The following is a 13,743-nucleotide window of genomic DNA, read 5'->3' on the forward strand; positions in this document are numbered from 1 at the left end:
CCTAACTCTTCCTGGCCAACCAGATCACGTGACGCGCGCCACCGCCTCTTCCGGTGGCGCGAATGTTGACTTCGTTGACGTCGAAGCCGGCACTCCCGAGCCGCTTGGTGAAGGCCGGGTTGGGTCCCGAGGACCAGACCGCGAGCACGCCTCCCGGCCGCAGCGCCGTCTTCGCCGCCTTCAACCCGCTCGCATTGTAGAGCGCATCGTTGCCCTTCCGGGTCAGCCCTTCCGGCCCGTTGTCGACATCCAGGAGAATGGCGTCGAAGGCCGACCGCTGTGCCCGGATGGTTTCGCCGACGTCGGTTTCCCGGATTCTCACCCTGACGTCATCGAGACTGTCACCGAACACCTGCGCCATCGGGCCCCGCGCCCAGGCGACGACCGCCGGCACGAGCTCGCAAACCACGATCTTGGCCTTGCCTCCCAGCACGGTAAGCGCCGCACGCAGCGTGAAACCCATGCCAAGGCCGCCGATGAGGACGACAGGTTTTGCCACCGTCTCGATCTGCTTCGCCGCGAGTGTGGCGAGCGCGGCCTCCGAGCCTGACAGGCGGTTGTTCATCAGCTCGTTGGTGCCGAGCTTGATGGAAAACTCCTTGCCTCGCCGCATCAGGCGAAGCTCTTCATCGGAGCCGGGGATTTTGGCGGTATCGATCTTTTCCCAGGGAATCATGCGAGAGCTTTAGCACGATCGGCCGCCGGATTATCCACCTGCCCACACGTCCAGCACATACCGGTTCTTCGTGCCCATCTCCTCGATCCAGCGGGCAGCCGTGGCGGCATCGCTGCCGCTCTTCTCGCGATGGATCGCGACCAGCGCCGCCTTCACGTCGGGCTCCATCTTGCTGCCGTCGCCACAGACATAGACGATCGCGCCCTGCTCGATCAGCGGCCAGACCTTGTCTTTCTGCGCGGCGAGGACGTGCTGCACATAAGTCTTCGGGCCTTCCGCTCGTGAGAACGCCGTGAACAGCTCGGTGATGCCGCTTGCCGCCAGCGCCTTCAGCTCGTCCGCGTACAGAAAATCCTGATCGGGATGCCGGCAGCCGAAAAACAGCACGGCCGGACCGAGCGCGGCGCCCTTGACCTTGCGCTCGGCGCGTTCCTGGAGGAAGCCGCGGAACGGCGCCAATCCCGTGCCCGGGCCGATCATGACGATCGGCACGGATGGATCGTCCGGGAGCCGGAAGCCGGCCTTGGTCTCACGCACGGTGGCATGGATCACGTCGCCCGCGCGTCGATTGGCGAGATAGTTCGAGCAGATCCCCTTGTAGGTGCCGCGGCCCGAGGCGGCCGGCCCTTCAACCACTCCGACCGTGACGCTGCAACGAACCGGATCGACCGACGGCGAAGACGAGATCGAATAATAACGCGGCGCCAGCAGCGAGAGCATTTCCAGATAGACGTGGAACGGCAGTTCGCAGGCCGGATATTCGAGCAGCAGATCGAACACCGATTTCCGCCGGGCCAGAATCTCGCTGCGATAGCGCTCGAACGGCTCGGGCTCCTCGCCGACGAAGGCCAGCAGTTTTGGTTTCGTGACCGGACAACGCGTGTGCTCGGCCATGATCTGGATCTGCTTCCGTGTCGCCACTTGCTGGAGCTCGACGAACTCGCTGAGCAGGCGGCCGACCGACACGGCATCGCCGACCGGCAATTGCGCGCGGCGGCCTTCGGCAACCTGAAGCCTGATCTGGTCGGCCGGCAGGAAGCCAAAGCGACGGGCGACCGAATCCACCAGCGTCGGATCGTTGCGCGGGACCACGCTCAGATGATCGCCTACGCGGTAATTGATGTTGGACGGCAACTGCACCTCGATGTGGCGCGTCGAACGCTCTGACGGCTTGGAACCGGCCTTGTTCTGAAGCTCGTCATTGACCAGCACCTTCATTGCCACCGCGCCGCCCTGGGCGACGATGGTGTTGACGGCGGTCACCGCGACCGGCTCGATCGCGTAGAGCGGATCATCCTCCGCGGTACGGGTGAAATTCCAGTCGATGCCGAATTCCTTGGTCGCGACCTGGGCGGCCGACGGGAACCATTTCTGGAACTGGCCGTCGAGATCGCTGCGCGCATCGCCTTCGCCGCGCGGATAGACCGCGCGCGCGCCATGCTTCGACAACTGCTCATCGATGAAGCGCGGCACCGACTGGTAGGTCGCGGCCCAGTCGCTGTTGCCGCAGCCGAACACGGCGTAACGCACATTGGCAAACGCATCCCTCGGCAGCTCGTCACCGAGCCATTTGACGAATTGCGTCGCATTGTCCGGCGGCGCGCCGTTATAGGAAGCGCAGATGATCAGCACGCCACCCTCCCGTGGCAGCTTGCCGACGTAATCGTCGAGCGGCCCCAGATGCACGGCAAAGCCGTTGATCTCGGCAAGATCGGCCATCCGCGTCGCCAGCTCCTCGGCGGTGCCGAGATTGGAGCCGTAGAGCACCAGCATCGGCGTGTTGTGGCCGGGACGCGCGGTGGGCTGACGCGGGGCCTTCGGCGCCGACGACACCGCCACAGGTCCGCCATAGGCACCGCGCTCGCGATCGGCGCGCGGACGGACCTTGATCTTGAAGCCTTCCGGCTTCATCGTCAGCGTTTCCTTCAGATGGATCTGGTAGCGCTGGTGGTCGATCAGCTTGAATCGCTGGAGGATCATGCCGAGCGCGAGCGCGGCCTCGTGCATGGCGAAGCCGCGGCCGATGCAGGCGCGCTGGCCGTTGCCGAACGGCTTCCAGGCATTGATCGGCCGTTTTGCTTCCGCCTCCCGGCTGAAATTCTCCGGATCGAACGCGTCCGGATTCGGACCCCAGACCGAGGGATCGCGATGCAGCGCGGTCACCAGGATGGTGGTGAACGTACCCTTCTTGAGCTTGTACTTGCCGCCGCCGATGGTCTCGTCGTTCAGCGGCGAGATGCCATAGGCCGGCGCTGGCGGCCATAGCCGCAGCGCCTCCTTCAGGATCTGCGTGATGTAGGTGAGCTGCGTCACCTGCTGATAGGTCGGCCGTACATTGACGTCGGAACCGAAGACGCGGTCGACCTCGTCATAGGCCTTCTTGAGAATCTCGGGATGCTTGAGCAGCGCATAGAGCGTGCAGGACAACAGACCGCTGGTGGTCTCGTGGCCTGCGATCAGGAACGTGTTGATCTGATAGCGGATGTTGACGTCGTCGAGCTGTTCGCCGGTCGAGCGATCGACGCCCGTCATCATCGCCGCAAGCATATCCTTCTTGTCGTCGGTCGCATCGCCTCCCTTGCGGCGCTCCGCAACGATCTCATCGACCATCTTGTTCATGAAGTCGACGTCTTCGGCCATCGTCTTGCGCCGCTTCTGCATCCAGAGCTGCTCGAACGGCAGGCCGCGCGTCATCATGATGGTTTCGAGCGAGCGCACCAGCGACTCGACGAAAGGATGGTAGTCGCGCCGGTAGAACGAATTGAAGCGGTAGTCGAAGCCGCACAGGCCGATCGTATCCAGCGTCAACGCCGTCATATCGTGGACGACGTCGATCTCGTCGTCAGCGTTGAGCCGCTCCCATTTGCCGACGAGCTGCTCGGCGATGTCGACCATGCTCGGGTGATAGGACTGCATGGCGCGGTTGCCGAAGGGCTGGAGCAGGATGTTGTGCGCCTTGCTCCAGTTTGGCTCCCTGGTGTCGGCCGTGAACAGGCCGTCGCCGCCGACTGCGCGCACCCGCCGCAATGCACCGCGCACCGTCTTGTCGAAACGCTTCTCGTCCGAGAGCTCGTCGACGAGATCGTGGCCGGAGACGACCACGATCGGCGAGCCCATCATGTCGAGCCAGAAGATCGGCCCCAGTTCCTTGGCAAGCCGGGTCAGATGCTGCACCGGCGCGGCCGAATCCAGTGACAGCATGTTGCCGACCACCGGCTTGGTCGGCGGCTGCGGGATCGGGTCCAGACGATTCTTGGATGACATCGAAATGTAGTCCCCCTGCTTCAATGTCGTCATTGCGAGCGAAGCGAAGCAATCCAGAAATATGTCGGCGGAGGCAGCCTGGATTGCTTCGTCGCTTCGCTCCTCGCAATGACGAGTTCGCAATGATCAGCTAGCCGAACCGCCTTCTACGCCATTCGATCAGCTTGGCGCTGACCTCCTCCGGCTTCTCTTGTTGCGTCCAATGGCCGCTGTCCTTCACAAGATGTTTCTCCAGATCAGATATCAGCGTCTCCATGCCGTCGGCCGCCGACGGCGGCAGCACGGCATCGTTCTCGGCCATGATCATCAATGACGGCACGTGCACCTGATGGTCCAGGCCTTTCGCGCGCTCCCAATTGCGAGTGAAGTTGCGATACCAGTTGATGCCGCCGGTGAAGCCGGTTTTCGTGAACGTATCGACGAACACCTTCTTCTCGTCGGCCGACAGGATCGGAATCCGGGGATCGTGCTTTGCATCATAGGCCGCGATCATCTGCGGGAACGCCAGATTGGTCTTTGACGAGGCGCCGACACCCGCGATCGGCGGCTCCTCCGGTTTCGCCGCCGGCCGCGCCAGCGGCTTGCGCATGAACGCGTCGAACGTCTGCTCGACGCGGCTGCCGAATATCCTGTCCGGCTCACGCGCGGGATCCTGAAACTGGACGATGTACATCTGATCGCCGAAGCGCTGGCGGAACAGCGCGATCGGATCGATCGGCGCGCGGTCCCAATGCGGCGTGTTGACGCCGACCACACCGGCGACGCGCGCAGGATGCCGCAGCGGCATCTGCCAGACGACGAATCCGCCCCAGTCGTGGCCGACGAAGATTGCCTTGTCGATCCCGAGATGATCGAGCAGCCCGACCAGATCGCCGGTCAAATGCTCCATGTCGTAGTCCTCGACCGGCTCGGGCCGGTCGGTCGCGCCGTAGCCGCGCTGATCCGGCGCGATCACGCGGATACCGGCCTCGCTGAGCGCCTTGATTTGGTGGCGCCAGGAAAATGCGAGTTCGGGCCAGCCATGGCACAGCACCATCGGCGGTTTGTCTGTGACCGGGCCCGCCTCATAGTAGCCCATGCGGATGCCGTTCGTCTGCACGAACTTGAGCGGCGGCATTTCAATCATCGGAACATTCCTACTCAGCGGCGCCCTTGATGTCCGCAGCGGGCAAAGCATAGGACGCCTCCAGCGCGGCGAATTCTTCCGGCAGCATGTCGCACATCACCTGCACGTGCGGAATGATGTTGGCGCCGACGATGAAGCCGAAATCGAGCTGGTCGCGATAGCTCTGCACGGTGATGTTGAGCGCCTGTCCGTGTGTCGAGATCGACACCGGGAAGATGTGCAACAGCTCTGCGCCCGCGGCGTACAGCGTCTGCCGCGGCCCCGGCACGTTGGACACCGTGATGTTCGCAGCCGGCGGCAGCACATTCGACAAATCGGAGCGGCTGTAGAGCAGCGCCATGATCTGCACGACGATCGGCGCGCCCAGCATCGAGATATTGGAGATCTGCGGCATCAGTGCCCGCAGCGGATGCGACATCTCCTTGGACTTGGTCGATTGCGCGATAATGGCTTCCAGGCGCGCCTTGGGATCGTCGATGTTGGTCGCGATCGAGCAGATCATGCCGAACACCTGGTTGTTGGCTTCGGTGTTGCCTTCCTCACGCAGCGAGATCGGCACGGCAGCGGTCAGGGACTTCGCCGGCAGCATTCCGTGTTGCTGCAGGTACCGCCGGACCACGCCGGAGGCGAGCGCCAGCACGACGTCGTTGAGCTTGCCGCCGGCCTGCTTGGCCAGCACCTTGGATCGCGACAGCGAAATCGAGACGCCGGCGAAGCTGCGCTCGGACGAGATCGATTTGTTGAGCATGGTCGGCGGCGACACCATGCTGGCAAGGCTCTCGCGCGATTTTGGATCGGATATCTTGCCGAGCACGTCCGAGACGCTCTTGACCATGGTCGGGATGTTGCCGGCAAAGCGCACCGCGCTCTCGATCTGGTACATCGCATTGTCGAACAGTATCGAGCCGATGTCGCTCTTGCCGGTGCGCGGCAGCTGCAGGTTCTTCGCGGCGGCCGATGCATCGAGCGGCTGGGTGAAGAGCTGCTGGTAGGAATCGACCAGGTTCGCTGCGATGTCGCGCGGCTCCTGCCCGGGCTTCGCTCCCGCGGTCGGCGGATCGACCTTCCGCGGGATCGGCGAGATATCGTAGATCATGTTGGTCAGCGCCGCACCGGCGCCGCCGTCGATGGCGGCATGATGCATCTTCGAATAAAGCCCGACCTCATTGTCCTTCATGCCCTCGAACACGTAGAACTCCCAGAGCGGGCGGGCACGGTTCAAGAGCTTGGCGTGCATCCAGCCCACGATGCGTTCGAGCGTGGCGCGGTCGCGCGGCTGCGGCAGGCTGGCGCGGAAGATGTGACGGTCGATGTCGAATTGGTCGTCCTCCACCCAGGAGGGATGATCGATGTCGAGCGGCGCCTTCTCCAGCCGCGCTTTGAGGATCGGCGCGATGTGCAGGCGCGAGACGATCATCGCCTTGAAATCTTCGAAGAAGTCGCCCTTGTAGTCGTCCGGCAGGCGAAAGATCGCCATGCTCCCGACATGCATCGGCATCTCCGGCGTTTCCAGATAGAGAAACGACGCGTCCAGCGACGACAGCTTCTTACCGTCAGCCATAGTTCCCTCCCGAGTATTTGACGGGCACCTTAGGCGGCGCTTCTCGTCAGGCCGATACTGCCTGTTCCGGCGGGGCATATGCAATGGCAAACGGCCCTGCCCTGTCAAATGGCCAGAACTCCCCCTCCGGTTGCGCAAGGCGGTCCGCCACGGCCCATAGCGCTGCGGGATTCACCCCAAGCCCGATATGGCTCGCCAGGTGCACCTCGATGTTCTCGGCGCGGTCGGAGGGACGCAGCAGGCAGGTTCGCCAGTTCACGATGCCGTCGGCGCGCGAATAGATCGACGTCGTCGGCACCGGAAGATCGCCGGCGATCGCCTCACGCAGCTCGGCGAAATCCTCGACACGCTCGCCGGACATCATCTCGTAGAGCCGCGTCGCATTGGTCGCTCTTATGTCATTGGCAAAAGGGCTGCCGAGCGTGATGACATTGCGGACCAAGTCGGGCGCCTGCAGCGCGAGATCGCGTGCATAGACACCGCCGAGGCTCCAGCCGACCAGGCTGACCTTGCGTCCGCTCGCAGCATGGATTTCGGCGAGACGGGCGCGCAATGAATCCCGCATCCGTCCCAACCCGCCGAAGTTGCGGCCCATCCGCCAGGCATGTGCCTCGTAGCCGAGCTCGCTGAGATAGCGCCGCATCGGCGCCATCGAGAGGTCGCTGGCGAGGAAGCCAGGCAGCGCCAGCACCGGATGGCCATCGCCTTTGGGCGCCCGCATCAGGACCGGCGACAGCAGCAGGCTGGCGTTGAGTTCGAGCAACCCTCGGGCTTCGGCGAGCAGCAAAGCAAGGCCGGGCGGACGAAGCCGGCCTGGGGTCTGCGGCCCGTCCGGACCGGGCGGCATTATTTCTTCTTGTCGCCGCTGCGCGTGCCGCCGAGGCCGGCCATGGTGACGAACATGTCCTGAAACCGCTCGGCAAGCTTGGGATCGAAGGTGAACCAGCTCTGGATCAGCGACTCCGGCGAGACCTTGTCGATGTTGCTCAAGACTTGCTGCTGCAGCTTGTCCATCACCGCCGTCTGCATCGGTGCCAGATCGGGCAATCCGATGAACTGACGGGCTTCGAGGGGGGTGCAGTCGATTTCGATATTAACCTTCATGTCCCCTCCAGATGAGATTCGAGCGCCCGGCCGCAGTATCGCCGCGAGACGGTGTGCAACGCAAGCGACCTGAGGCCGGTCGCGGCGCTCCGGCTTCCGCGATCGGCGGATATGGTCAATCAAAAACGCTGGCGCCCTCGCCCATCGGCCCGTCAATGTCGGTCAGCATTGCTGCACAGCGGTGCAACTTGGCGCGTTCCTTGCTGGAATGGCGCTTGCACGGGTCGAGAACTCTGGGCAACATGGTTCGATCAGCCCCGCCGAACAATCAAAAATGACGGTGCGGGCGAGTGGAGAGGTCAAGAATGTCAGTCGGACGAAGTCTGTTTGCGGCGACGCTCGCCAGTATGCTTGCGTTGGCGGTCTCGCCGGCGTCGAGCCAGACGCTGCGCTATGCCAACCAAGGTGAGCTCAAGTCGCTCGACCCGTACACGCTGAACGAGTCGACCACCAGTGCGCATCTCGGTCATGTCTATGAGGGCCTGGTTGCCCGCGGCAAGGACCTGAAGATCGTCCCGGCACTCGCCGAAAGCTGGGAGACGCCGGAGCCGACACGCTGGCGCTTTCACCTGCGCAAGGACGTCAAATTCCACAACGGCGACCCGTTCACTGCGGACGACGTGGTGTTCTCGGCCGAACGCGTGCGGGCGAAAGGTTCGAATTTCCAGAGCCGCGTTCCCGCCGATGCCAAGGTGGTCAAGATCGACGATTACACCGTCGATTTCATCCTGACCTCGCCCAATCCCATTCTGACGGCGCTGTGGGCGACCTGGTACATCATGGACAAGAAATGGGCAGAGGCGAACGATGCGGTGGCACCGACGCCCGCCGCCGCGACGACCCCGAGCTACGCCTCGCTCCATGAGAACGGCACCGGCGCCTTCACGATCGACAGCCATCAGCCGGGCGTGAAGACCGTCTTCAAGGCCAATCCGAACTGGTGGCGCAAGCCGGAACATAATCTGAAGGAGATCATCTTCACGCCGATCGCCAACCCCGCCACGCGTGTTGCGGCGCTGTTGTCCGGCGAGGTCGACGTGATCGAGCCGGTTCCGGTCCAGGACATCGAGCGCGTGAAAGCGAGTCCGAACGCCACCGTGCTGACGGGACCTGAACTCCGCACCATCTTTGTCGGCATGGATCAGGCGCGTGACGAGCTCTTGTACTCCAACGTCAAGGGCAAGAACCCATTCAAGGACGTTCGCGTCCGCGAAGCCGTCTACCGGGCAATCGACATCGACCTGATCAAGAATCGCGTCATGCGCGGACTGTCTACGCCGTCCGCATTGATGGTCGCACCAGAGATCTTTGCCTCGAAGGATTTCACCCGGCCGAAGCTCGATCCCGACGCCGCCAAGAAGCTCCTGGCTGACGCCGGCTATCCCGAGGGTTTCGAAGTCACGATGGACTGCCCCAACGATCGCTACGTCAATGACGCCGCGATATGTCAGGCGGTCGTCGGCATGCTCGCCCGCATCGGCCTCAAAGTGGAGCTGCTGGCGCAACCCAAGGCCCTGTATTTCGCCAAGGTGCTGAAGCCCGGCGGCTACAAGACTTCGCTGTTCATGCTGGGCTGGACCCCGGATACCCTCGACTCCCACAACGTGCTGCACGACATCATGGGCTGCCGGGACGATCCCAAGGATCCGAACCGCGGCGAAGCCAATCTCGCCGGCTATTGCAACAAGCAGTTCGATGAACTCGCCGACAAGGTTCTCGTGGAACCCGATACGGGCAAGCGCGATCTCCTGATCAAGCAGGCCTTCGAGGTCTCGATGAAGGACTGGGCCTACGTCCCGCTGCACCAGCAGGCGCTCGCCTGGGGCGTCTCGAAGAAGGTGAAGTTGACCCAGCGTGCGGACAACATGGTCATGCTTTACTGGGCGACCAAGCAGGACGAGTAGGCGTCGACAAGTTGTGAAGTCCCGGAAGCCATCGCTTTCAAGATCTGGCTTCCGGGACTTGCTGTTTCGGGCTAACGCAATGATGCGTGCCACTGAAGATATGTGAAAGGAACAGATGCTCGCTTTCACACTGCGCCGGGCCATTCAGGCCATTGGTGTCATGATCGCCGTCGGGATCATCTCCTTCTCGATGTTTCGTTTCGCCGGCGATCCCGTGAACCAGATGGTTGGGATGGACACGTCCGGCGCCGAACGCGCCGCTATCCGCAAATCGCTCGGCCTCGATGATCCCGTGATCGTGCAGTTCGGCCGCTATATCGGCAACGCTGCGCAGTTCAAGTTCGGCGTCTCCTACCAGTTCCGCCTGCCTGTCTCCAATCTTCTGATGGAGCGGATGCCCGCGACCCTGGAGCTCGCGATCTGCGCCACCATCTTCGCGATGCTCTGTGGCATTCTGATGGGCGTCTATTCGGCGCTTCGCCGCGACAGCTGGCTCACACACGCGTTCCAGGCTATCTCGCTGATCGGCATCTCGCTGCCGACCTTCCTGATCGGCATTCTCATGATCTACCTGTTCTCGGTGACGCTGGGTTGGCTGCCCTCGTTCGGGCGCGGCGACGTCGTGCATATCGGCTGGTGGACGACGGGTCTGCTGACGCTGTCAGGACTGAAGGCGCTGATCATGCCCTCGATCACGCTGGGTTTGTTCCAGATGACGCTGATCATGCGGCTGGTCCGCACCGAGATGCTCGAAGTCATGCGCACCGACTACATCCGCTTCGCCCGTGCCCGCGGCCTCACCACCCGCGCCATCCATTACGGTCATGCGCTGCGCAACACGATGATCCCGGTCATCACGGTGGCCGGCCTGCAATTTGGCTCGGTAATTGCATTTGCGATCATCACCGAGACCGTGTTCCAGTGGCCCGGCATGGGGTTGCTGTTCGTGCAGGCCGTGCAGAATGTCGATATCCCGATCATGGCTGCCTATCTGATGATGGTGTCCCTGATCTTCGTCACCATCAATCTCGTGGTTGATATCCTCTACACCATCGTCGATCCGCGGCTGCGCTCGACGATCAGCCGGGCACATTGAATGAGCGAAGCCGTCGTCCCGCACAAGGTCGAAGAACGCGGCCCGCGCGCCGACGCGCCGGGTTGGTTTAAACGCGCGCTCGACAGCGACCTGTTCTATTCATTTCGCCGCTCCAAAATCACCATGGTCGCAGCGGCGGTGACGCTGCTGTTCTTCCTGCTCGCGATCCTCGCCTCGGTGCTATCGGTCCAGAATCCCTTCGACCCGGCGCAGCTCCAGCTGATGAACTCGCGCATCTCGCCATTATGGACCTCAGACGGCCAGAGCCCGTTCCTGCTCGGCACCGACGAACAAGGCCGGGACGTATTGTCCGCGATTCTTTACGGCATGCGCATCTCGCTTCTCGTCGGCGTGCTCGGCGTCGTCTTCTCCGGCGCGATCGGCATCCTGCTCGGACTGACGGCCGGTTATTTCGGCGGTGCCGTCGACGGGCTGATCATGCGCATCGCCGACGTGCAGCTTTCATTCCCGGCGATCCTGATCGCGCTGCTGATCAACGGCATCGCCAAATCTGTTTTCGGCAACAAGCTCGACGAGATGAGCATGCTGGCTGTCCTGGTCTTCGCGATCGGGTTGAGCTTCTGGGTGCAATATGCCCGCACCGTGCGCGGCTCCGTCATGGTCGAGAAGAACAAGGACTATGTCGCCGCCGCCCAGCTCATTGGCCTGCCCGCCCCGGTGATCATGTTGCGCCACGTGCTGCCGAACACGATGGGGCCGATTCTCGTCATCGCCACCATCAATCTCGCGCTCGCTATCATCACCGAAGCGACGCTGTCGTTCCTCGGCTCGGGGATGCCCGAGACCATGCCATCGCTGGGCACGCTGATCCGCATCGGCAACAACTATCTGTTCGCGGGCGAATGGTGGATCGTCGCCTTCCCTGGAATCGCACTCGCGGCGCTGATCCTGTCGATCAATCTGCTCGGCGACTGGCTGCGCGATGCGCTTAACCCGAAACTCCGATGAGTATGCAGCGTTCATGACCGAGCCCGTTCTCTCCGTTCGTAATCTTCAGGTCGAGTTCGCCTCCCGCCGGGGCACGCTGCGCGCGATCGATAATGTCTCCTTCGACATCGCCAAAGGCGAGGTGCTCGGCGTTGTCGGCGAATCCGGCGCCGGTAAATCGGTCACCGGACTCGCGGTCATTGGCCTGATCGATTCCCCGGGCCGCATCTCGGGCGGCGAGATCCGCCTCTCCGGCCTGCGCATCGACAATCTGCCGCCGGAAGAGATGCGCCGCGTGCGTGGAAAACGTATCGGCATGATCTTCCAGGACCCCCTCACCTCGCTCAATCCGCTGTACAAGATCGGCGACCAGCTCATCGAGACGATCAGAACGCATCTGAACCTGTCCGAGACCGCCGCCCGTCGCCGCGCCATCGACCTGCTCGCCGAAGTCGGGATCCCGGCTCCGGAAAAGCGCATCGACGGTTATCCGCATGAATTCTCCGGCGGCATGCGCCAGCGCGTGGTGATTGCGCTCGCGATCTGCGCCGAACCGGAGCTGATCATCGCCGACGAGCCGACCACCGCGCTCGACGTTTCCGTACAGGCGCAAATCATCTCGCTGATCAAGCGTCTCGGCCGCGACCACGGCACTGCGGTGATGCTGGTGACCCACGACATGGGTGTGATCGCCGAGACCTCCGACCGGGTCGCGGTGATGTATGCCGGCCGCGTTGCCGAGATCGGTCCGGTGCAGGATGTCGTGCAGAACGCGCTGCATCCTTACGCCAAGGGCTTGATGGGCGCGATCCCGACGCTCGCGGGCGACGACAAGCGCCTGGTGCAAATTCCCGGCTCGATGCCGCGATTGTCGGCGATTCCGCGCGGGTGCTCGTTCAATCCGCGCTGCGCGTTGGCGTTCGATCGCTGCCGTGTCGAGCGGCCGGAGCCGCTGCCACGGGGCGCGCAATCGGTCGCCTGCCATCTCTATGACAGCGTGCCGGCGGAGAGCGCGGCATGAGCACTCCCTTCGTCCAGGCCACGAATCTGCGCCGCGTCTTCGACGTCTCGAAACCCTGGCTCAACCGCATGCTTGAAGGCGGGCAGCTCGAATATCTCAAGGCCGTCGATGGCGTCACCTTCGATATCAGGAAGGGCGAGACCTTTGCACTGGTCGGCGAATCCGGCTCGGGCAAGACCACGGTGGCGCGGATGGTCGTCGGCTTGCTGCCGCCAAGCTCCGGCAACGTCTTGATCGACGGCATCTCGATGACCGATCCGCGGCAGGCCCAGGCGCGGCGGAAACTGCGCCGCCGCATCCAGATGATCTTTCAGGATCCCTATGCGAGCCTGAACCCACGCTTCCGGGTCGACGCCATCATCTCCGAGCCGATCCGCGCGTTCGACCTGATCGAGGGCGAGCGCGACATCCAGGCCCGGGTCGGCGAGTTGCTCAGCCTTGTCGGCCTGCATCCCGACGACAGGTTGAAATTTCCGCACGAATTCTCGGGCGGCCAGCGCCAGCGAATCGCGATCGCTCGCGCGCTCGCCTCCGACGCGGAGTTCATTGTCTGCGACGAGCCAACCTCCGCGCTTGACGTCTCCGTGCAAGCGCAGATCCTGAACCTGATGCGCGACCTCCAGGATAAGTTCGGCCTGACCTACATGTTCATCAGCCACAACCTCGCCGTCGTTCGCCACATGGCGAGCCGCGTCGGCGTGATGTATCTCGGCCGCATCGTCGAGATCGCGGAAGGGCGCGAGCTGTTTGCCCGTCCGCGCATGCCCTACACCAAGATGCTGCTCGGCGCCGTGCCTGATCTTGCCATGAGCGGCCGCCAGCGCATCCCCGTGAAGGGCGAGATCCCGAACCCGATCAACCCGCCGCCCGGGTGCGCCTTCAATCCGCGCTGCCCGCTGGCGTTCGATCTCTGCCGCAAGGAAGCACCAAGCCTGATCGACGGTGTCGCCTGCCACGCGGTCAACACCGCGCCGGTACCGGCGTGACGCGCGCGTGCCATGCAGCCTGCGCATTTGGCGGCGGCCTGGCCCTGTGATCAATTG

General features: G+C 63.3%; 11 protein-coding genes. 5 read left to right on the forward strand and 6 right to left on the reverse strand.

Annotation, left to right across the window (positions count from 1 at the left end):
* Nucleotide 1 precedes the first annotated feature (1 nt).
* The 6 genes from IVB48_RS08960 to IVB48_RS08985 all read right to left on the reverse strand — a co-directional run bounded on the left by IVB48_RS08960 (nucleotide 2) and on the right by IVB48_RS08985 (nucleotide 7,731).
* Nucleotides 2-676, reverse strand: a complete 675-nt coding sequence (locus IVB48_RS08960; protein ID WP_027568902.1) for a spermidine synthase — start codon at nucleotides 674-676, stop codon at nucleotides 2-4.
* A 30-nt stretch (nucleotides 677-706) separates the two neighbouring features.
* Nucleotides 707-3,940, reverse strand: coding sequence for a cytochrome P450 (locus IVB48_RS08965; RefSeq protein WP_247399527.1), 3,234 nt, complete (start codon nucleotides 3,938-3,940; stop codon nucleotides 707-709).
* A gap of 130 nt (nucleotides 3,941-4,070) precedes the next feature.
* Nucleotides 4,071-5,066 carry an alpha/beta hydrolase gene (locus IVB48_RS08970; protein ID WP_027568900.1) on the reverse strand — a complete coding sequence of 332 codons (996 nt, stop codon included), beginning with the start codon at nucleotides 5,064-5,066 and terminating at the stop codon, nucleotides 4,071-4,073.
* Between the two features lie 10 nt (nucleotides 5,067-5,076).
* Entirely contained in the window at nucleotides 5,077-6,627 is a 1,551-nt protein-coding gene (locus IVB48_RS08975; RefSeq protein ID WP_247399531.1) for a wax ester/triacylglycerol synthase family O-acyltransferase, read from the reverse strand.
* A 46-nt stretch (nucleotides 6,628-6,673) separates the two neighbouring features.
* Nucleotides 6,674-7,474, reverse strand: a complete 801-nt coding sequence (locus tag IVB48_RS08980) for an alpha/beta hydrolase (RefSeq protein ID WP_247399535.1) — start codon at nucleotides 7,472-7,474, stop codon at nucleotides 6,674-6,676.
* The gene (locus tag IVB48_RS08985; protein WP_007593837.1) at nucleotides 7,474-7,731 is read right to left on the reverse strand and encodes a DUF6489 family protein; all 258 of its coding nucleotides are present in this window, start codon (nucleotides 7,729-7,731) and stop codon (nucleotides 7,474-7,476) included. The genes IVB48_RS08980 and IVB48_RS08985 overlap by 1 nt, the downstream gene beginning before the upstream one ends.
* Nucleotides 7,732-8,036: 305 nt before the next feature.
* Between IVB48_RS08985 and IVB48_RS08990 the strand changes: the two genes are divergently transcribed.
* The 5 genes from IVB48_RS08990 (at nucleotide 8,037) to IVB48_RS09010 (ending at nucleotide 13,686) form a co-directional block, all read left to right on the forward strand.
* Entirely contained in the window at nucleotides 8,037-9,635 is a 1,599-nt protein-coding gene (locus IVB48_RS08990; protein WP_247288557.1) for an ABC transporter substrate-binding protein, read from the forward strand.
* Nucleotides 9,636-9,750: 115 nt separating this feature from the next.
* Nucleotides 9,751-10,731 (forward strand): ABC transporter permease, encoded by a 981-nt coding sequence (locus IVB48_RS08995; RefSeq protein WP_027568896.1) that lies wholly within the window; start codon nucleotides 9,751-9,753, stop codon nucleotides 10,729-10,731.
* Nucleotides 10,732-11,700 carry an ABC transporter permease gene (locus tag IVB48_RS09000; RefSeq protein WP_106942637.1) on the forward strand — a complete coding sequence of 323 codons (969 nt, stop codon included), beginning with the start codon at nucleotides 10,732-10,734 and terminating at the stop codon, nucleotides 11,698-11,700.
* 13 nt (nucleotides 11,701-11,713) lie between these two features.
* On the forward strand, nucleotides 11,714-12,700 hold the full coding sequence (locus tag IVB48_RS09005; protein WP_027568894.1) for an ABC transporter ATP-binding protein: 987 nt from the start codon (nucleotides 11,714-11,716) through the stop codon (nucleotides 12,698-12,700).
* Nucleotides 12,697-13,686 (forward strand): oligopeptide/dipeptide ABC transporter ATP-binding protein, encoded by a 990-nt coding sequence (locus IVB48_RS09010; RefSeq protein ID WP_247399538.1) that lies wholly within the window; start codon nucleotides 12,697-12,699, stop codon nucleotides 13,684-13,686. The genes IVB48_RS09005 and IVB48_RS09010 overlap by 4 nt, the downstream gene beginning before the upstream one ends.
* Nucleotides 13,687-13,743: the final 57 nt, after the last annotated feature.

This window comes from Bradyrhizobium sp. 76, assembly GCF_023073025.1.
Classification (GTDB): domain Bacteria; phylum Pseudomonadota; class Alphaproteobacteria; order Rhizobiales; family Xanthobacteraceae; genus Bradyrhizobium.

Excerpts from the sequence above, each read along its gene's own strand:
- IVB48_RS08960 (WP_027568902.1), bottom strand. The coding sequence starts at position 676 with ATGATTCCCTGGGAAAAGATCGATACCGCCAAAATCCCCGGCTCCGAT.
- IVB48_RS08965 (WP_247399527.1), bottom strand. The coding sequence starts at position 3,940 with ATGTCATCCAAGAATCGTCTGGACCCGATCCCGCAGCCGCCGACCAAG.
- IVB48_RS08970 (WP_027568900.1), bottom strand. The coding sequence starts at position 5,066 with ATGATTGAAATGCCGCCGCTCAAGTTCGTGCAGACGAACGGCATCCGC.
- IVB48_RS08975 (WP_247399531.1), bottom strand. The coding sequence starts at position 6,627 with ATGGCTGACGGTAAGAAGCTGTCGTCGCTGGACGCGTCGTTTCTCTAT.
- IVB48_RS08980 (WP_247399535.1), bottom strand. The coding sequence starts at position 7,474 with ATGCCGCCCGGTCCGGACGGGCCGCAGACCCCAGGCCGGCTTCGTCCG.
- IVB48_RS08985 (WP_007593837.1), bottom strand. The coding sequence starts at position 7,731 with ATGAAGGTTAATATCGAAATCGACTGCACCCCCCTCGAAGCCCGTCAG.
- IVB48_RS08990 (WP_247288557.1), top strand. The coding sequence starts at position 8,037 with ATGTCAGTCGGACGAAGTCTGTTTGCGGCGACGCTCGCCAGTATGCTT.
- IVB48_RS08995 (WP_027568896.1), top strand. The coding sequence starts at position 9,751 with ATGCTCGCTTTCACACTGCGCCGGGCCATTCAGGCCATTGGTGTCATG.
- IVB48_RS09000 (WP_106942637.1), top strand. The coding sequence starts at position 10,732 with ATGAGCGAAGCCGTCGTCCCGCACAAGGTCGAAGAACGCGGCCCGCGC.
- IVB48_RS09005 (WP_027568894.1), top strand. The coding sequence starts at position 11,714 with ATGACCGAGCCCGTTCTCTCCGTTCGTAATCTTCAGGTCGAGTTCGCC.
- IVB48_RS09010 (WP_247399538.1), top strand. The coding sequence starts at position 12,697 with ATGAGCACTCCCTTCGTCCAGGCCACGAATCTGCGCCGCGTCTTCGAC.